Below are 18,819 nucleotides of genomic sequence, written 5' to 3' on the forward strand. Positions count from 1 at the left end.
ATGTTTTGTTTGGTCACTTACATATTAACACAGCTGATTAGCTATGAGTTATTTTGTGTTGCACTTGTTATGATAAATTATCTGCAATAAAAAACTGGGAGAATAATCTCCCAGCAATATACTATTTTTTGTTTTTGATTCTGTTATATCTTTCAATGTTTTGCTCATTGGACAAAAAGTCGTATGCGTTGTTGACTTCTTGGAACTTCGCAGTTGCATCAGCTGCCTTGTTTATATCAGGGTGATATTTCTTGGCAAGTTTTCTGTAATTCAATTTTATTTCGTACTTGTCTGCGTTATATCCCACTCCTAATGTATCGCAGTGTTGTTCATAAGTTTTTACAAAATCGTCCACTGGATTTTGGTATTGATTTTGATATCCATACCCTTGTTGTCCGTAACCTTGGTTGTATCCACCGTATTGACCTTGTTGTTGATAATATCCAAAATCATTAAAGTCAAATCCATTTTGATTGAACCATTCGTTAAATCTTCTAGTCCATTCTTCTTGTTCACGTCTTTGTCGTTCTTCACGCGCTTTTCTTTCTTCTTCTTGTTTGTTGAAGATGTATTTTTTCTTGTAATCAGAATAAGAAGTGTATTTTGTTTGTGAATTATTGAGATAATAATCCCCGTATCCAAGTAAGAATTCAACCATAGAATATTTTACATATTTTAGATAATTTACAAATCCTTTGCCTAGAATCGGAAATATCGTTATGAACAAAACCGTAAATGTAATCCATTTGTATTTGAAAAATATATAAGGAAAGAACAAAATAAATATACAACCGAAGGATAATATGGATCCTAGTACATACCTAAATCCCACAGTTAAATTAACCAATGTTTCTATAAATGCTATTAAAAATCCGAAAAATCCATCTAAAAATTTCGCAAATCCTTTTACGAAACCTCCCCATGCTTTCTTCATTTATTCACCTACTTCCAATTTCTTTTAATTTATTATATCATACTAATGTCACAATTAGATGAATAATGAAAGAGGTAATATGATTAATTTACTTGAATCACAAAATATAAATAAAAATTTAATAAAAGATGTAGAAAAGTTTTTGAAGAATAATGATGTAGATGATAAATTCAAATCTAGAATTCCCAAACCACGATTTAATTATTATGGAAAAGAAGTTTTGGAAATGGCTATAACTAGCATTTTAGAATCTAACAATTTGTTATTAGTTGGCCCTAAGGCTACTGGAAAGAATATTTTATGCGATAATTTGGCGTATATTTTCCAAAGACCACAATGGAATATTTCTTTTCATGTGAACACGGATTCAGAAAGTTTGATTGGAATGGATACTTTGAAAAACGATGAGGTTATTTTCAGAGCTGGTCCTGTACTTGAATCTTCATTAAATGGTGGTTTCTGTGTTTTTGATGAGATTAATATGGCAAAAAACGACTCTGTTGCGATTATGCACTCCGTGTTGGATTACCGTAGAATTATCGACATTCCCGGTTTTGAAAAAGTAGACATCCACGATAAAACAAGATTCTTAGCTACAATGAATTACGGATACGCTGGTACTCGTGAAATCAATGAGGCGTTGTTATCCAGATTTTTCGTGATAGATATGCCAAAAACAGACGAAAAAACTCTGAACAAAATACTTTCAGAAGAGTTTTCATTGACAGACACTGCACAAAAAATGTTCGTGAAATTTTTCATGGATTTACAAGAAAAAAGTTTGAATTCTGAAATTTCTGGAAGATGTATAGATTTGAGGGGTTTATTGTCTTCAATTCATGCTATGAAAAGAGGTTTGAGCGTAAAATCCAGTCTCAAACTTGGTATAGTGAACAAAACATTTGATGAATTTGAAAAAACAATCGTGCAAGATATTATCGATACTATATTTAAGGACGATTTAAAACCGGAAGAGATATTTGAATAATGGAAGATTCAAGGTCCAAAAATCTATTTTGGTTGTTGAGTGAAGATTACAACATTAACCCTAATTTAGATTTTATTACAAAAGAAAATGTCAATTCAGAGATTTTTCAGACTGCGCTTTTTGGATTTGCCCACAGATTCTACGATATGAATTCCGTTATGAAAATAATTGATAATGTGTCAAATAAAACGGATATTTTTACGATTTTGATGATAATTTTAGATAACAATCTAAAAGAAAAAATGTTAAATGAAAGAAATGGGCTTGAGGATTTTGACAGGTTACAGAAATTATACTATTCTGACAAGTATTATAGGTCCAATCCTAGAAAAATTTCTGAAGAATTGGAAAAATATCATTACACTGATAAGCCCTGGACAACTACAAAATCCATCAGAGAAATCTTGATGTTGACTAAAACAAAGTGCAATGATAGCTTGTCTCTTATAAACCTTTTGATTGAGATTATAAATAAATATTTCTACTCATATAAAGATACTCGCAATAATGATAATTTCGAAAAGATAAAAAAAGAAGTCAAACCAGTTATCCAGAAAACTAATCAGAAAATTATAACAAAACAAGAAAATGTATCTCAACTTGAAAAATATTCCATTGGATCACAAGAATTTACTGAAGATTTGTACAAATTATTGGAAGATGAGGATGTCGACAACGACTCTTCCACTCAAAAAACTTCCCGTACTAAGGATGTTCATCAAAATATCGAAAGATTGTACGGAAAAAGTATCGTTGATCAATCTATCTTGAATTCTTTGAAAAATAAACTGTCTACCGATATTCATTCTGATATAAATTTTCACATAGTGAATGCCAATTCTACTAGAATTGAAAACTACAGAACGAATCTTTTGGTAGAATCTTACAATGAGAATATTAAACATTTCGAGAAAAATATCCTCATTTACAATCGCCAAGTCAATGTTTTAAGTGAAATGCTGAAACTTGCTCTTCTCAAAAATGAAGATGATGATGTTAGAAGGTCGACGTTCGGAACTATCGATATCAAAAGAGCATGGCGTCACACCAAACTAAACGACAATAAAATTTTTAACAAAATCTACAAAAACGAAAACAGTCCAATGTCTGTTGATTTATTGTTGGATATGTCTGCGAGTCAAAGTGAGAAGAAGGAAATTATAGCAGCACAAGCTTATGTTATAGCGAAAGCATTAAGTGATTTGTCCATAAAAGTTCGTGTACTTGGTTTTCAAAATATGTACGATTATTTGATAATTACAAAATTCAAAGACTACGACGAACAGAACTGCAAAAATATTTTTCATTATCATCCAGAAGGCTCAAACAGAGACGGATTGGCACTCAAATTTATGAGAAATATTATGACGGAGCAAATGGAGTCCAAACTTTTGATAATGCTAACAGATGGTAAGCCCAACAATATCGTAAATCTCAATTTTGTTGGCAAAACCAGATTTAAAGCAGAAGATTATGTCGGAGAATTGGCAGTAAAAGACAGCGCAAAAGAAGTATTCTTGACTAGAATGCAAAAAATAAAATTACTAGGTGTGTTCACTGGATCACAAGACGATTTGACTTTTGAGAAGGAAATCTTCACCAATGATTTCTGCTACATTAAATCTCCTGAAATGTTTAGCAAAACCGTCGGCTCATTTATCAAAAATATAATATCTAATATGTAATTAATTGCAAAACGAAACCGTTAGAACCAGCTGATTCTAACGGTTTATTTATAATTTATTTTCATCAACTAATATGATGTCATCCATTGTGGTCTTGTTCAAATCAATCAATCTTTGATTTGAAGATCCACGAAACTTCAATCTCAAATCTTTTAATTCTTCTACGAATCTTCCATCAACAAGTACATCGCACATGTCCAATAGTTTTTTGCAGTTTTGTTTTTGAGAAAGTGTTTCGTAAGTGTATCCCGAAAAAATCCAGATACTTTTGTTCGTATTTTCTCTTATTTTGCCCACAATTTCTATCAAATCATCGCATGATTCGAATGGTTCTCCACCTAAAATTGTGAGTCCATCAATTTCTTCTTGGTTCAAATAATCTATTACTTGATTTGTTTGCGTATCGGTCCATTTTTCTCCAAAATTGGGATCTTGGTATTCTTTGTTAAAACAATTCTTGCAGTTGAGGCTACATCCTGTTACAAAAAACGTGCATCTAATTCCAGGGCCGTTTGCCACATCGTATTGTCTGATCTGTGCGTAATTCATTAAATGTGTAATACCCTATCTTTGATTTCTTTTGTTCTTCCTTCATTCCAGAAGTTTTCTCCAAGATATCCACAAGTTCTTCTAACAACATTCATCGTAGCATGGTCTTTGTTTCCACATTGTGGGCATTGCCAATCACCATCTTCGTTGATTGTAATTTCTCCATCGAAACCGCAGTTTTGACAATAGTCGCTTTTTGTGTTGAATTCTGCGTATTGAATATTATCGTAAATGTATTTGACAAGAGTTTCCAAAGCTTTCAAATTCTTGCTCATGTTTGGAATTTCTACATAAGAAATACATCCTCCTGATGATTTATCTTGGAATTTCGATTCAAATGAGAACTTTTCAAAAGCAGATATTTCTTCTCTTACATCAACGTGGAATGAATTTGTGTAGTAACCTTTATCTGTGATATTTTCGATTACTCCGAATCTTTCCCTGTCGATACTATTAAATCTGTGAGTTAAACTTTCTGCTGGAGTTCCATACAATGCAAATCCTAGATTAGTTTCCTTTTTCCATTGTTTTATTTTTTCATTCATGATATCCATTATTTTCATTGCAAATTCTTTGCCTTTTGGATTTGTGTGGCTTTCACCAATTGTTAGTAGCGTTGCTTCGTAAATTCCAATGTAACCCAAAGTCACAGTCGCATATCCTCCTATCAACAAATCTTTGATTGGTGTGTGTGGTTTAAGTCTCGCGATAGCTCCGTGTTGCCAATGAATTGGTGACGAATCACTAGTGACATCTTTTAGTAAATCGTAGCGTAATAATCCTGCACGTTTGCACATTTCCAATCTTTTGTCTAATATTTCGAAGAATTTGTCTTCATCTCCATCAGCCAAAATCCCTATTTGTGGCAAATTAATCGTAACCACACCGATATTAAATCTTCCTTCGAATTGATAATTTCCACGTTCATCTTTCCATGGTGACAAGAATGCTCTGCATCCCATTGGACTGAACACATTTCCTTCGTAGTTTTCTCTCATTTTCTTAGCCGAAATGTAATCAGGGTACATTCTCTTAGCTGTGCAACGAATTGCAAGTGAAGTCAAATGATAAAATTTGCTGTCCTTGTGAATGTTGTTCTCATCCAAAACGTAAATTAATTTAGGGAATGCTGGTGTAACATACACTCCTGCTTCATTTTTAATTCCTTGAATTCTTTGCTTCAAAATTTCTTCTATTATCTTTGCAGTTTCTTCCTTGTATTCATCGTGATCTTCAATAAACATAAACAAAGTCACAAATGGAGCTTGTCCATTGGAAGTCATCAATGTATTGATTTGATATTGGATTGTTTGAATTCCTGATTCCAAGTCTTTTTGAGTCATCTTATCTGCCATTTTTTCAGCCATGTCGATGTCTCCAAGAGTTTCAATGCACAAATTCAAATTCTTTTCGTAAGATTTTCTCAAATACTTTGACAAACATCTAATATCGATACTTTGACCACCGTATTGATTACTTGCTATTTGTGCGATTATTTGAGTCATTACATTACAAGCAACTTGGAATGATTTTGGCGATTCTATTAATTTGCCGTTTACAACTGTTCCCTTATCAAGCATATCTTTCATATTTACAAGGCAACAGTTAAACATTGGTTGAATTATGTAATCCATATCGTGAAGGTGAATTGCTCCTTCATCGTGAGCTTGAAGCAAATCTTGAGGAATAAGCTTTCTTCTAGCAATATCCTTACTAACTTCACCAGCTATTAAATCTCTTTGAGTAGAAGCTATCACTGCATTTTTGTTGGAGTTTTCTTCTAACAAATCCTTGTTACTTTCTTCCAATAAACCGATTATACTTTCATCAGTAGTGTTAGTTTCTCTTTTATATTTTTGTACGGCTTTATAGTTTTCATATGCTCTTGCCGTAGCGGGATTGTTGTACTGAATTAACTTATAATACACTTGGTCTTCGATATCAGTAATACTCAAAACTTTTCCAATCGTTTTGGCATATCCTTCAATTTCTTTGGCGATTTTTTCAGCCAAATTTTCCTCGTAAATTCCTGTACTACTATTCATAGCTTTTTCTATCGCAACGACAATTTTTTTAGCATCAAATTCAACTTGTCGCCCGTCTCTTTTTTCTACAGTTAGCATTTGCAATCCCTCTTCTCTTTCCTTTTTTTATAAGATTAAATCATTTTTTTACTATTTCCTAATACTGCTTTATTATATCAAATACTACAGATAGTATCAATATGTGGGTTTTTGATTTTTATTCATACTATATATAGTTAGTAGGATTTAAAACATTAAAAAAGCACCTTATCAAAAAGGTGCTCTGCATAATAATTTAATTGTGGCAAATTTAAGCTAATATTTATAATTTTAAAATTATTTTAAAATTCCAAATTCATATCCCTTATCTTTAAAATTTTTAATAATTGCTGAAAGTGAATCAACAGTTAGTTGTTTTCCTGGTGCATCGTGACACAAAACTACAACTAAATCTTGCTCAGCTTGATAAGTTAATGAAGTATTTGCAAATTCAACCATACCTTCTACTGTCGTTGGTCTTCTGCTTTTTGGTTCAGCATCTCCAACTAAACTGTTCCAATCTATCCAGTGAATGCCCAAAGATTCTAATGCATCATCGCCTGGCTTTAATTGTTGCCAACTCATGTGTCCGCCCGGATATCTCCACACACTCGTTTTAAAATCAGGACCAAGCACATCTTGTAATGCTTTTTGTGCCATTTCAGCTTCTTTTTTAATTCTATCAGCGTTTGCAACTCTTCCTGGATATAATTTTGAATAATCGTGTTCAAAAGAGTGAAGAGCAATTGCGTGACCTTCATTTAATTGGCGTTCCAAAATATCTTTTGTATCTTGTGAAACATGTTTACCAACTACAAAAAATGTAGCAGGAACATTTTCTTTCTTTAATACATCCAAAACTTGTGGAGTTATGCTGTGATTTGGACCATCATCAAAAGTCAAGAAACAAATTTTTTTGTTGTCAGTGTTTTTAACATATCCCTCAGATTTTGTTGGTCTAATAAATTGACTAATTGTTTTGGCATCATAAGCATACGAATCTGCTTTTAAAATATGATTTGAACCCTTCATTAATTTATTCGGATCTGGTTTTGGCTCTTCTTTTTTCTCTGCGTTTTTTTTGTTCGATTTCTTAGAAGAATTCTCAGCTACTTTTGGATTAAGACTTTGTTCGCTGTTGGCTACTTTTACTGCAACAAAACTTCCCACAGCCAATACAAAAACCAAAAGAACTATTGAGTTGATAATTTTCTTTCTTCTCTTGCGTTTTCTTCTCGCTTCTCTTTCTTCTCTCATAATTTCTCCTATTTCTTATTTAAAATCTCCAAAGCTTTTTGAAGTTGGTTATCTTCATTCATAAACTCAACTCCGATACCCTTAGCTTTTTCATCTAATTTGATTTCAACATCTGGTTTAACACCTTGCTTGTGAATTTTATTGCCATTTGGTGAAAAATACTCGCTAATAGTAAGCTTCAATCCTTCGCCTTTTTCCATCGGAATAATCGTTTGAACGATACCCTTTCCAAATGTTTTTTCTCCGACAACCGTAGCCTTCTTGTAATCCTTCAAAGCCCCCGTCAAAATTTCAGATGCAGAAGCACTTGAACCATTCACAAGAACTACCATTGGTAGATTTTGTTCCGAAGAATCACTCTTTTGAACATCTTCTTTTTTATTCTTATCCACAGTCTTAACTATTACTCCTTGTGGAAGAAGATAGTCTGCTATTTTAACCGTAGAATCCAACAAACCACCAGGGTTGTTACGCAAATCCAAAACAATTGATTTCACATTTTGCTTTTTCAAATTTTCGTATTGTTCGATAAATTCCTTATCAGTTTTCCTGTCAAATTGAGTTATATTGATATATCCTATGTCTCCAATTTTTTGAGAATTAACAGTAGTCAGACTAATCATACGACGTGTGATATTTACATCGAAAATCTTACTAGTTTTGTTCTCCATTCTGGCAATAGTAAGCTTAACATCTGTATTAGGCTTACCTTTCATAACCTTCACTGCATCATTCATTTGTGATGCATTGTAATCCTTGCCGTTAATTTTAAGTATAATATCATCTTTTTTGATGCCTTTTTCAAAAGCTGGACTACCTTTGATAGCACTAACAACAGTTATAGCACCAGTTTCAGAAGGAGTAACCACAATTCCAACACCTGCATATTCTCCCTCAGTTTGTTGATTCAAACTATCCATCTCTTCCTTAGTCAAAAACTCAGAATAAGGATCTCCCAAAGCCTTTACATACCCTTCGACAGCCCCTTCTTGTTGCTTGTTCTTGTCTATATCAAAAAGATAATATTGGTCAATTAAGTTTTCAATCTTATTGATCTTCGCTAGTGGAATACCATTTTCATTCGCAATCGCAGTTCTTTTTCCTGTAGCATTTCCTACAGAAAAACTTAGATAGACCAATAAGCAAAGTCCCAATCCGATAAAAACTTTTTTTAATGTCTTCATAAATCACCTCTTAACTAATATATAGTATAACAGATTAACGATTTTTTGTATTAAAATTGAGTTACAATTTGTCTAAGATTATTTGGTTTTTAATAAAAAATATCCCCTCTTAATAAATAAAAGAAGATATTAATTACATTATTTAATTGTTAATAGCGTAATTCATAACCCTGTCATTTCCAATAGCATAATCTTGGATTTGATTTTCGATAAACATATCTGGATACCACGTTGATCCATCTCTTTTATTAAGATTGGAACAGTGTACTACGTCATCTAATGTATAATCGTACCTTGTGACTCCACTAGATTTTTTTACAAATAATTTACTACTTCCTAAATACATAATACTTGACGATTCTGTCGTCCAACCAGAAGGTCCTCCAGTATTTTCCCCAATTATCTGAAGATTATCAAGATTTCTCTTAACTCCGTCTACGAAAAAGGATCCAGCAGAGTAATTTTCTGATCCAGTTAATAATTTTATTTCCAATTTAGGATTCAATAGTTGATATCTTTTCAGTGCCAATTCAAGTTCCCTTGCATGTGTTGGCCAACCACCTGTGTTGTATCTTACATCTACAATTATTTTTTCTATATTATTTTGTGAAACATCTTTATCCATTTTTTCTATCATATTTTCCAAGATGTTATTTTTATCGGTATTATAACAATTGTTGTATTGTATGATTAAGTTAGTATCATTAATATAATAATAAAATGGTTTCATTTTCATGTATCTCATCTTGTCATTTTTTGTGAATTTATTTTTTGTGATATCTGTCATATCATATAAGATTTGAGAAAAATCTGTATTTTCATAACTATATTTGTTTATTTTAAAATCTGGCAAATCTATCATTTTGATTTTTTTATTAAGCTTTTTGCCATCAGTTTCTATTTGTAATTTTACTTCTCCATTTTTAATTATATTTTCTTTTTCTAGTGCATCTCCATAATATAAATAAAAATCTTTTATTATCGTATTTTTGAAATATTTATTTTCTGCTGAAGTGTATTTGTATAATCTTTCTGTTATGTCCTTGGTATCAATATCGGCAAATTTTATTATCTTAGAGTATAATAAATCTTCGTATTCAGGTGTTGTATTAATTATGTAATAATCTCCATTTATAATTCTAATCTTAATTGGCATACAGCTTTTCCCTATTCCATACATAGCTGAAGTATGTCCATCATTAGTGTTTGCAATTAATTTTGCAAAATCTAAGTTTAAATCAGAAACCGTTTTATTGTCCGATGTTTTCAATAGCTCTTCACCAAGTTTTTCTATTTCTTCTCTTGTAGAATTTCCTAAATAAGCTTGCCATTCCAAATAATAATTTATAAAATTTTTCATATCTTTTTCATACTCAGATTTCGTAAGTACTCTGTTTAATTCAATTTTTCCCAATTGTTTAACTCTTAAATCATCAAGATTGTGCTCTTCTAAATTTAAATTAAGTTCTATTGGTATTGTAAGAATTTCATTATCCAATTCATTCTTTGCAAATCCTCGTGTTTGTGTATTTAATGCAAGAATGCACGTTAGTAAGAATAAAATTATTTTTTGACTTCTCTTTGTTTTTTTCATTTTTCCCTCTTATTTATTGTCAATCGTTTTCTATAAACTCATATTACAAACAAAGAGCATATTTGTCAAATATTTAGTTATTTATTTCTGAAAACATCGGGAAAATTCTGCAATAAAAAAAAACTAAGTTATTGCTAACTTAGTTTCATAATTATCTTAAATAGTTAAGGGGATCAGTGTGTTGACCATTGAATCTAACTTCAAAATGAAGATGAGGTCCTGTTGAATATCCAGTTGATCCCATATATGCAATTAGTTGTCCACGTTTTACTCTTTGACCTACGCTACAATTAAATCCACTCAAGTGTCCATAATAAGTCAAAGCTCCATTATCGTGTTGAACTTTTACAAGATTTCCGTAGCCACCGCTCCATCCAACGTGAACTACAACTCCATCTTCTGCAGATACGATTTGTGTTCCCATTGGCGCTGCAATATCAAGTCCTGTGTGGAATCCTGATCCTCTTCCGAATGGATCGCTTCTCCATCCATAAAAAGAAGTCATTCTGTGAGATGATGGTACAGGCCATTGTAAGTATGCTCCATCGTTATTGATGACTGGTGCTGAAATGTTTGTGTTGATGGCTTTATTTCTTTGCGCCATTTCACGTCTTCTTCTTTCAGCTTGAGCTCTTTGTGCGGCAAGTAATTTTGCTTGTAATATCGCCTTTTTTTCTTGGTCGATTTTGCCGTCAATTTTTTCAAGCTCTTTAATTAATGAAGATATTTCTGATTCAGTCATGGTTACATTTTTAGATATATCGTCGATTAATTTTTGTTGTTCTGCCAATGTATCATTTAATGCTACGACTTTTAATTCCAAATTCTTTTTTACAATTTCCATTGTTTGCATCTTGGATTTTAGTTCGTCTTGTTTGTAATCTAATGAGATTTTTTCGTGTTTCAAATCATTCAATAGATTTTTGTCAAATCTAGCAATGTAATTCATCAAACTTACGTTGTTCAATAAATCATTCAAATTTCCAGATCCGAAAAGCACATCGACCTTTGCGCCGTCTTTTGATATGTACATTCCTTTTAATCTTTTTTGAAATTCTTTTGTTTTTTGGCTGATACTAGATTTGTAATTTTCGATTTCTTTTTTAGTGTCATCTATTGATTTATTAATTTTCGCCAATTCTTGTTGTTGAATAGCAAGTTCTGACTGAGTTTGAGTTAATTTTAAGTTGATGTTTTTCAACTTTTCCAACTCAGCGTCTTTGTCATCTTTTAATTTATTTAGGTTGGATTTAGATTCGTTTAAATCCGAAGTTTTTGCTTTTTTTTCGTTATTTAATTCGGTTAATTTGTCTGCATACACTGCATTAGTCATAAGCATCATGCACAAGGCTAATGCGACAATTTTCTTCTTCATAATTCCTTCCTTATATTTTGAGATATTTTTTGCTACTTAATACGGAACCGAATGCCCCAATTCCGATACCTAGACTGATAAAAATCTTCAACAAATCCCACCTAATCATCACTGGTGGAACCAAATATGTTGATATCAATCCATACACAGTCTTATTATACCTCAAATACCCATATCTGTACAGGTAATAACAAGCCAAAAACGCAACCACAGCGCCAATTATTCCGAAAAATATTCCCTCAACAACAAGCGGTGCAGATATTACCAAATTCGATGCACCAATATTTTTCTTAATGGCAATTTCTTTTCTTCTGGCATACACAGTTAATCTAATCGTATTTGAAATATTTATTATTGAAATCATCACTAATATTGCAACAACGATTGATCCAGCGTATTTTACAATTCTAGATGCATTTGAGATTTTTGCAATTAAATCCTTGTAAAAGCTTACCTTTTCAACTCCATCTATTTTTTGAAATTCTCTAACGTATTTTTCAGCATCGTTTACATCCTTCAATGTAACTTCAAATGATGCAGGAAAAGCTGATTCCATACCTTCTATCAGAGTTTTATCATCTAAAGACTTGGAGAAATTCTCCATAGCTTGTTTGTTGGAAACATACTTCAAATCCTTAATTCCATCTTTTTGTTTGATAAACTGTTCAATCTTTTTCGTCTTGTCCTCTTGAATTCCATTTTCCAAGTACACATTTACAAGATTAACTTTTCCTTCTATGTCTTTTACAGCTTGATTCATCGTCAACATAGATATAATTACAGATCCCAAAATCAAAAGCGCCAGAGATATCGTCGTCAAAGATGCAAGTCCCATCGATCTGTTTTTCCAAATACCTACAAATCCTTCCTTCAAAGTGGATATCATAACTCTAATTCTTCTCATACATTCCACCTTCTTCATCTCTAACAATAATTCCTTTGTCCAATTGAATTACTCTTTTTTGTAATTTGTTCACAATATCTTTCTCGTGAGTTATCATCAAAACAGTCGTGCCACGTTCATTAATTCTAACCAACGCATTGGCAATGTCCATACTAGTCACTGGATCCAAATTCCCCGTAGGTTCGTCTGCAATAAGTAGTTTTGGTTTATTAACCATTGAACGTGCAATGCACACTCTTTGCATTTCCCCGCCGGATAATTCGTGAGGATATGCATTCTTTTTGTCTTTCAAATTTACCAAATCAAGCACAGTATCAATCGTAGATTTTATTTCTGAAGAGCTTTTCCCCAAAATTTGCATAACGTATTTTATGTTTTGGTACACAGTCTTATTCTCCAATAATTTAAAATCTTGGAACACCATTCCTATACTTTGTCTTAATTTAGGAACCTTTCGTGCTTTTAATCTAGTTATGTCTTCACCGTAAAGGTAAATCTTACCCCTATCTGGATTTATTTCTTTAAGTATAAGTTTAGTAATAGTTGATTTGCCCGCACCACTTGGCCCAATCAAAAAAACAAATTCACCTTGTTCAATTTTAAAATTGCAATCGTTTAGTGCGCACACTTTATTTTTATATGTCTTATCGACATGAACGAATTCTAACATTTTTCACCTCGTAAACCTAATTATATCACAGTCTTTTTAAATTTTTAAACAACTGGATATTTAAATCTTTTTAGGGTATATATATTTTAGGTGATGAAAATGAACAAAAAAGAAATTAGAAAACAAATGTTAAAACAAAGAGACTCCATCTCTGATAAGCAAAAAGTCGACGATGAACTCTTAAAGGAATTGGAAAACTTAAAAGAATTCAAAAATTCCGAAAACTTTTTTGTGTATGTAAGCTTTGGATCTGAGTTTAACACTCATAAGCTTATAAAAGATTTGTTGGAACAAGGAAAAAAAGTGTACGTTCCCTATGTAAAATCAAAAGGACACATGATTGCAGTAGAAATCAAAAGCATGGACGATTTGGCTCCTGGAGCTTACGGAATCCTAGAACCTAAAAATCCAGTTGAATCAGACGTTAAATTTGATTTCATGCTAGTACCTGGACTATGCTTTGACAAAAACAAATACAGAATCGGCTACGGCGGAGGATTCTACGATAGATTCATCGACAAAATCGGCGAAGATTCGTATAAAGTATCCATAGTCTACGATTTTCAATTAGTCGATGATTTAAATCCAGAAGAATTCGACAGACCAGTAGACAAATTAATAATCCAAAAATAAATACACACAATCAAAAAAGACCACAAAATTGAATTTCAATTCATGTGGTCTTTGAATCTTCTCATATTCCTAGAAATATCTAATTAAATATTCCCTTTATTCTATCAAACAAAGAATTGTTTCCTTCATCTCTCAGCACATAATTCATAACCTTGTCATTGCCAACTGCGTAATCTTCGATTTGGTTTTCGATAAACATATCAGGATACCACGTTGATCCATCGCCTTTGTTTAAATTCGAAGAGTGTATAACATCTTTGTAAGTATAATCATATCTTCTCATTTCTCCTGATGTGTATATGAATAGTCTGCTTTTCCCGAGATATACAATATTTCCTCCAGACATATTATGATTCGAAGCTCCCGCAGTATTTGTTCCAATCATCTGTACATTTTCTAAGTTTCTTTTTACACTATCTATCATTCTTATTCCTGCTGAAAAAGTTTCTTCACCAGTTAACACTTTGATATTGATTTTTGGATTTAATAATTGATATTGCATTATTGCAAACTCTAATTCTCTTGCGTGTGTAAACATGCCACCACCATTATATCTGATGTCTAATATGATGTTGTCAATATCTTTTGCTTGTATTTCATTTTGCATTTTAGTTATCATATCTTTTAATACGTTATATTTATTGATATCGTAAGTATAATTATATTTAATTACTAAATTTCTGTTTGATTTATAGAAGTAAAATGGTTTATTTTTTGTGAATTGTTCTTTTTCCCAATTTGTATATACATCCCATTTTAATTCACTAATATCGTACATTATTTGATTGTAGCTTTCATCATCGTAGTAACTTTTGTATATTCCAACATTATCAGTGTTTATAGTATCTACAGTTTTATCAACGATTTTTCCATTTTGTAAAATTTGGAAATGTACTTTATCTCCTTTTATTATATTTTCTTTTTTAAGTAAATCAGTGTATAACATATAACTACGATGTAAAATATTTTTCCTTCCAGTTTCATTCTCTGCAGAAATGTATTTGCACACTATTTTCAATATTTCAGATGATTTTACACCTTCAATGCTTACGATTTTTGAATACAATAAGTCCTTGCATTTTTCCGTTGTGTTTATGATGTAGAATTCATCGCCAATTATTTTTATTTTGAACGGGAATCGCTCTGTCCCCAAAAAAGACATAGCAGTTGTGTGTCCATCGTTCATGTTAGATATTATTTTAGCAAGTTGCAAATTCAAATCACCAACGGTATTTTCTGTTGGATTTTGTAGTAATTTATCAATATCCGAATCTAGTTGTTCTTTTGTGTATCCGCCCAGATATCCTTGTTCATGAATATAAAAGCTTTTAAAATTATTAACATCTTTTATGTAATCTTCTTTTGATAAAACTCTATTTAATTCAATCTCTCCAAGTTTTTTATGCTTTTCCTTGTTTGTGTCCAAGTTTCCCTTATCATACATGCTATCTACAGAGAATGTAAGCACCTCTATATTATCAAGTTCGTTGTCAGAATATGAAATATTAGAAAAAGCTACTGCTATAACTATAATTATAGCAGCGCTCATTTTTTTGATCTTATTTATCATTTTTGATTTGTAACCCTTTTCTGTATGGATTAACACATGGATATACTGGATCTATACCTCCTCTTCCACCTCCGTCCAATACTATACAAGCTGAACTTGAATTTGGTTTTATTTTAATTAAGTTTCTACTATTTCTTTCTTTAATGATTTTCATAAAATACTCCTTTCAATATTTCCTGATATTATTTTTTCAAATTTTTTATTTTATTGATCAAGAAATTGTCTCCTTCATCTCTCAATGCATAATTCATCGCAGGATCATTTCCTATCATATAATCTGCAAATGACTGTTCTGCGTAAAAGTCTGGTGACATTGTATTCCTGTCAAAATCAAAGTTCATATAATTAAACAAATACGAATCGACATTTCCATAGTATTCTCTAAAAACCATCATACAGTAAGATATTTGAAAATAAGTATCTTTAGTATAAAACATATTAACATTTCCAGCAGATGTTAATACTGGAAATCCACTATCTGTACCAATTACTTCAACGTTATGAAAATTCTTTACAAATAGCAAAGCGCAGTCTCCTGCAGCAGAGTAAGTTCCATCGCTTACAAGAACTTTTATTTTGGTTTTAGGATTTGCTCCCTGATATGCCATCATCTTACTAAAAATATTGAAGATATTTGAGGAATCTCCTCCGGAGTTATATCTTAAATCAATGATTATATTTGAAAATTTGTTACTATCTAATTTGTCACAGACATCCTTGGTGAATTTTTCAATCTTATAATTATCATTTTCAGTACAGGAATTATATCTAAGAATTAAATTGTCACCTTCTATTTCAATATAATGTAATCTGTTTACATCTACAGGATATGATAATGGTTTTATTGAAACATTTTTTTCATTACTAGTTCTTTTTCTTTCATATTGTAATATATCAGTCTTTTTCCCATTTACCTTTAATTTACTTACTATTAAATCATCTGACTTAACAAATGGTATATCTACTTTTATAATTTTATCTGCTGTTTTTAATTCATAAATATTCTGTTTTTCTGCAATTAGATTTTCTTTTTTCAAAATATCGTAAGAATTTAAGAAATAATTTTGATGACTACGTCTAAAACTTTTGTTTTCTCCAATAGCATAAGTTTCTAATCTATCAACAATATCTTCTATTTTAATATTATTTATGCTTATAACTTCTGATCCTAGTAAGTTATTAAATTGTTCATTTGCTTCCACTATATAATATTTCCCATTAAATTCAGCTATAAAAACTTCAGATTTTTTCATATCAATTGGATGAATAGAAACATGCCCTTGTTTATATTTTGAGATTACTTTCATTAAATCAAGATTTAGATCCAGAACAGTTTTATTTTGTGAATCATTTAATAGTTTATTATACGAATTTGTAATTTCATCAATGTTTTGTGCTTCATAATAAACATGATTATCTATCATAAAATCTCTTATACATCTTACCTGATTCTCGTATTTCTGCGAACTAATTGGTTTAATGCCTTCAATTTTTTTAGAATTATATTTTTCAATGTTACTAGTGTTGATGTAATCAATTAAGTCCTGTTGACTATTTGTTATAATTTCGTCCTGCTTAACAAAACTAGTAGTGGTTATAAAAAAAATCATAATCACAACTAACTTTATTTTTTTACTTAACGTCTGTCTTTGCAACATATCCATCACCTTTATTATAATTCTTGAACACATACTAAAGTTCCATAACAGTTGCATTTGTTATTCCAACAAGAAACTTTGCTAATGCTACAAACTCCACTTCCACTTGTTCCCGCTCCGTGATTTCTTCCGTTCATTAATACTTTCATATTTTCCTCCTTGAATTTTATCCCGTTTCTCCAAATTTATTTTTAGAGAATGCCGTTCTCTAACTACCTGTTTTTAATTTTATTAATTAATAATAGACTGCAACTTATTAATTAGCGAACTATCTCCTTCATCTCTCAATGCATAATTCATTGCTGGATCATTTCCTATCATGTAATCTGCAAATGACTGTTCTGCATGAAAGTCTGGAGTAAGCAGGTTTTCATCGAAGTCATAGTTTTTGTAATTATGATTGTATATATCTTCAATGGTATATTCAGATCTGATTAAAGTATCACCGTAACTGCAAATGCTTTTAATGCTACTTATATAAAACACATTATTTATTCCAAATGTATTATTTATTGTACTGCTTGAATCAGTTCCTATTATTTCTATATTATCTATGTTTCTCATTGTATTGATGCAAGCTTCTCCTCCAGCAGAATATGTCAAATTTCCAATCAATAATTTGGTTTTTGTTTTTGGGTTTTGTAATTTATATAACATAATTTCTTTTAATATCGGACTATAAACATAAGAGTGTCCTCCCGTATTAAATCTTATATCTATAACGATTTTCAAAGGTTTATTAGTTTTTAAATTATCATTTAGCTCTTTTTCAAATTTATCTATAGTGTACTTATCATTTTCAGTGCAAGAATTAAAATGTATTATCAAACTATCATTTTTATTTTGAAGATAAAATAGTTTTTCTCTTATATATATCTTATCTAATGGATTAATAGTAATATTACTTAATTTTTTGACTTCATGAATATTTTCAAATCCTGTATCCTTATATATTTCATTAAAATCTGATTTTATTTTCTTAAACTTCCACTTTCCAGTTTTTATTGGTGTGATTTCTTTATAATATATTTTGCCATTATTTTCTAATTTAAATTGGACTTTTTCACCATTTACTATGTTTTCTTTTTTTAGAAAATCATAATGCATTATCCCTCGAATTGAGTTTGTTGCAGTGAAGATTTTATTTTCTCCATAAAAATACTTTGAAACTTTTTCTATTACTTTTTGTATAGGTACTCCATTAATATCTAAAATTTTTGCTGCTGCTATCTCTTTATTATTTTCAGAAAAGTATATGTAATATCCATCTTTGAATTTCATAAATCTTATTGGCAAAATTTCTGTATAATAATCATTACTTATTCCAAAATGTCCTTGTCTCAGACTAGATATCAGTCTTTTACATTCCATTTGCGTATCAATAATTGTATGAGCTTTCTCATTTTGGATTGCTTTTTTACACTCTTTTGAAAAGTCTTGCCTAGAAATTCTATCAAATAATATGTGATTATCTAACACAAATTTTTCAATTCCTTCTATGGTATTCTTATATTCTTGTTGGGATATTTCATCTTTAAGATTGATATCCTCAGTTTCACCATATTCTCCATCTATCGAATACATCTTATCTAGCATATAAGATGGAATTTTTTGCACACTAGTGTCATAATTAAAACCTGAAGTAAGTATAATAAAAATTATACTTAAAACAAGCTTTAAATACATTTTTTTACTTGTATTTATTTTTGATTTCTTCAATTCCATAATAAAAATTCCCCCCCCCAGAAAAAAGCA

Annotated in this window: 17 protein-coding genes; 3 read left to right on the forward strand and 14 right to left on the reverse strand. The window is 30.8% G+C overall.

Annotation, left to right across the window (positions count from 1 at the left end; translation table 11 throughout):
* Nucleotides 1-121: 121 nt before the first annotated feature.
* Nucleotides 122-934 (reverse strand): J domain-containing protein, encoded by an 813-nt coding sequence (locus tag ACLUJM_RS07335; RefSeq protein WP_154253639.1) that lies wholly within the window; start codon nt 932-934, stop codon nt 122-124.
* A 79-nt stretch (nt 935-1,013) separates the two neighbouring features.
* Here ACLUJM_RS07335 and ACLUJM_RS07340 point away from each other — a divergent pair, with 79 nt between their 5' ends.
* Both ACLUJM_RS07340 and ACLUJM_RS07345 read left to right on the forward strand, forming a co-directional pair.
* Nucleotides 1,014-1,922 carry an AAA family ATPase gene (locus tag ACLUJM_RS07340; RefSeq protein WP_294685818.1) on the forward strand — a complete coding sequence of 303 codons (909 nt, stop codon included), beginning with the start codon at nt 1,014-1,016 and terminating at the stop codon, nt 1,920-1,922.
* On the forward strand, nt 1,922-3,607 hold the full coding sequence (locus ACLUJM_RS07345) for a hypothetical protein (protein ID WP_412412547.1): 1,686 nt from the start codon (nt 1,922-1,924) through the stop codon (nt 3,605-3,607). The genes ACLUJM_RS07340 and ACLUJM_RS07345 overlap by 1 nt, the downstream gene beginning before the upstream one ends.
* 48 nt (nt 3,608-3,655) lie before the next feature.
* Here the strand turns inward: ACLUJM_RS07345 and nrdG are convergent, their stop codons facing one another.
* From nrdG to ftsE, 8 genes are all read right to left on the reverse strand, one after another.
* On the reverse strand, nt 3,656-4,156 hold the full coding sequence (gene nrdG / locus ACLUJM_RS07350) for an anaerobic ribonucleoside-triphosphate reductase activating protein (RefSeq protein WP_094208906.1): 501 nt from the start codon (nt 4,154-4,156) through the stop codon (nt 3,656-3,658).
* Complete coding sequence (gene nrdD, locus ACLUJM_RS07355) at nt 4,156-6,279, reverse strand: anaerobic ribonucleoside-triphosphate reductase (RefSeq protein WP_412412548.1); 2,124 nt, start codon at nt 6,277-6,279, stop codon at nt 4,156-4,158. Before nrdD ends, nrdG begins: the two co-directional genes overlap by 1 nt.
* Nucleotides 6,280-6,516: 237 nt before the next feature.
* Nucleotides 6,517-7,476: a polysaccharide deacetylase family protein gene (locus ACLUJM_RS07360; RefSeq protein WP_227904979.1), complete on the reverse strand. Its 960-nt coding sequence runs from the start codon at nt 7,474-7,476 to the stop codon at nt 6,517-6,519.
* Nucleotides 7,477-7,484: 8 nt separating this feature from the next.
* The gene (locus ACLUJM_RS07365) at nt 7,485-8,660 is read right to left on the reverse strand and encodes a S41 family peptidase (RefSeq protein WP_412412549.1); all 1,176 of its coding nucleotides are present in this window, start codon (nt 8,658-8,660) and stop codon (nt 7,485-7,487) included.
* A 142-nt stretch (nt 8,661-8,802) separates the two neighbouring features.
* Nucleotides 8,803-10,254, reverse strand: coding sequence for a peptidase S41 (locus tag ACLUJM_RS07370; protein WP_412412550.1), 1,452 nt, complete (start codon nt 10,252-10,254; stop codon nt 8,803-8,805).
* Between the two features lie 151 nt (nt 10,255-10,405).
* Nucleotides 10,406-11,629 (reverse strand): murein hydrolase activator EnvC family protein, encoded by a 1,224-nt coding sequence (locus tag ACLUJM_RS07375; RefSeq protein ID WP_412412551.1) that lies wholly within the window; start codon nt 11,627-11,629, stop codon nt 10,406-10,408.
* A 10-nt stretch (nt 11,630-11,639) separates the two neighbouring features.
* Nucleotides 11,640-12,533 carry a permease-like cell division protein FtsX gene (gene ftsX / locus ACLUJM_RS07380; RefSeq protein WP_094206029.1) on the reverse strand — a complete coding sequence of 298 codons (894 nt, stop codon included), beginning with the start codon at nt 12,531-12,533 and terminating at the stop codon, nt 11,640-11,642.
* Complete coding sequence (gene ftsE, locus ACLUJM_RS07385; RefSeq protein WP_002835102.1) at nt 12,520-13,203, reverse strand: cell division ATP-binding protein FtsE; 684 nt, start codon at nt 13,201-13,203, stop codon at nt 12,520-12,522. The genes ftsX and ftsE overlap by 14 nt, the downstream gene beginning before the upstream one ends.
* Nucleotides 13,204-13,302: 99 nt before the next feature.
* Between ftsE and ACLUJM_RS07390 the strand changes: the two genes are divergently transcribed.
* On the forward strand, nt 13,303-13,836 hold the full coding sequence (locus tag ACLUJM_RS07390) for a 5-formyltetrahydrofolate cyclo-ligase (protein ID WP_278735448.1): 534 nt from the start codon (nt 13,303-13,305) through the stop codon (nt 13,834-13,836).
* Nucleotides 13,837-13,915: 79 nt separating this feature from the next.
* Here the strand turns inward: ACLUJM_RS07390 and ACLUJM_RS07395 are convergent, their stop codons facing one another.
* From ACLUJM_RS07395 to ACLUJM_RS07415, 5 genes are all read right to left on the reverse strand, one after another.
* Nucleotides 13,916-15,406, reverse strand: a complete 1,491-nt coding sequence (locus ACLUJM_RS07395; protein ID WP_412412552.1) for a peptidase S41 — start codon at nt 15,404-15,406, stop codon at nt 13,916-13,918.
* Nucleotides 15,396-15,560 carry a hypothetical protein gene (locus tag ACLUJM_RS07400; RefSeq protein WP_412412553.1) on the reverse strand — a complete coding sequence of 55 codons (165 nt, stop codon included), beginning with the start codon at nt 15,558-15,560 and terminating at the stop codon, nt 15,396-15,398. Before ACLUJM_RS07400 ends, ACLUJM_RS07395 begins: the two co-directional genes overlap by 11 nt.
* Before the next feature lie 28 nt (nt 15,561-15,588).
* The gene (locus ACLUJM_RS07405) at nt 15,589-17,064 is read right to left on the reverse strand and encodes a peptidase S41 (protein WP_412412554.1); all 1,476 of its coding nucleotides are present in this window, start codon (nt 17,062-17,064) and stop codon (nt 15,589-15,591) included.
* A gap of 14 nt (nt 17,065-17,078) precedes the next feature.
* A complete protein-coding gene (locus ACLUJM_RS07410) occupies nt 17,079-17,213 on the reverse strand; it encodes a hypothetical protein (protein WP_412412555.1) in 135 nt (44 codons plus the stop codon).
* An 82-nt stretch (nt 17,214-17,295) separates the two neighbouring features.
* On the reverse strand, nt 17,296-18,789 hold the full coding sequence (locus tag ACLUJM_RS07415) for a hypothetical protein (protein WP_412412556.1): 1,494 nt from the start codon (nt 18,787-18,789) through the stop codon (nt 17,296-17,298).
* Between the last annotated feature and the right edge of the window lie 30 nt (nt 18,790-18,819).

It is taken from the genome of Finegoldia sp. (assembly GCF_046991905.1).
GTDB lineage: Bacteria > Bacillota > Clostridia > Tissierellales > Peptoniphilaceae > Finegoldia.

Bases quoted from the DNA above. Each gene is read 5' to 3' on its own strand.
- ACLUJM_RS07345 (WP_412412547.1), top strand. From the start codon at position 1,922: ATGGAAGATTCAAGGTCCAAAAATCTATTTTGGTTGTTGAGTGAAGAT.
- ACLUJM_RS07405 (WP_412412554.1), bottom strand. From the start codon at position 17,064: ATGTTGCAAAGACAGACGTTAAGTAAAAAAATAAAGTTAGTTGTGATT.
- nrdG (WP_094208906.1), bottom strand. From the start codon at position 4,156: ATGAATTACGCACAGATCAGACAATACGATGTGGCAAACGGCCCTGGA.
- nrdD (WP_412412548.1), bottom strand. From the start codon at position 6,279: ATGCTAACTGTAGAAAAAAGAGACGGGCGACAAGTTGAATTTGATGCT.
- ACLUJM_RS07375 (WP_412412551.1), bottom strand. From the start codon at position 11,629: ATGAAGAAGAAAATTGTCGCATTAGCCTTGTGCATGATGCTTATGACT.
- ACLUJM_RS07415 (WP_412412556.1), bottom strand. From the start codon at position 18,789: ATGGAATTGAAGAAATCAAAAATAAATACAAGTAAAAAAATGTATTTA.
- ACLUJM_RS07360 (WP_227904979.1), bottom strand. From the start codon at position 7,476: ATGAGAGAAGAAAGAGAAGCGAGAAGAAAACGCAAGAGAAGAAAGAAA.
- ACLUJM_RS07365 (WP_412412549.1), bottom strand. From the start codon at position 8,660: ATGAAGACATTAAAAAAAGTTTTTATCGGATTGGGACTTTGCTTATTG.
- ACLUJM_RS07390 (WP_278735448.1), top strand. From the start codon at position 13,303: ATGAACAAAAAAGAAATTAGAAAACAAATGTTAAAACAAAGAGACTCC.
- ACLUJM_RS07340 (WP_294685818.1), top strand. From the start codon at position 1,014: ATGATTAATTTACTTGAATCACAAAATATAAATAAAAATTTAATAAAA.
- ACLUJM_RS07335 (WP_154253639.1), bottom strand. From the start codon at position 934: ATGAAGAAAGCATGGGGAGGTTTCGTAAAAGGATTTGCGAAATTTTTA.
- ACLUJM_RS07410 (WP_412412555.1), bottom strand. From the start codon at position 17,213: ATGAAAGTATTAATGAACGGAAGAAATCACGGAGCGGGAACAAGTGGA.
- ftsE (WP_002835102.1), bottom strand. From the start codon at position 13,203: ATGTTAGAATTCGTTCATGTCGATAAGACATATAAAAATAAAGTGTGC.
- ACLUJM_RS07370 (WP_412412550.1), bottom strand. From the start codon at position 10,254: ATGAAAAAAACAAAGAGAAGTCAAAAAATAATTTTATTCTTACTAACG.
- ACLUJM_RS07395 (WP_412412552.1), bottom strand. From the start codon at position 15,406: ATGATAAATAAGATCAAAAAAATGAGCGCTGCTATAATTATAGTTATA.
- ftsX (WP_094206029.1), bottom strand. From the start codon at position 12,533: ATGAGAAGAATTAGAGTTATGATATCCACTTTGAAGGAAGGATTTGTA.
- ACLUJM_RS07400 (WP_412412553.1), bottom strand. From the start codon at position 15,560: ATGAAAATCATTAAAGAAAGAAATAGTAGAAACTTAATTAAAATAAAA.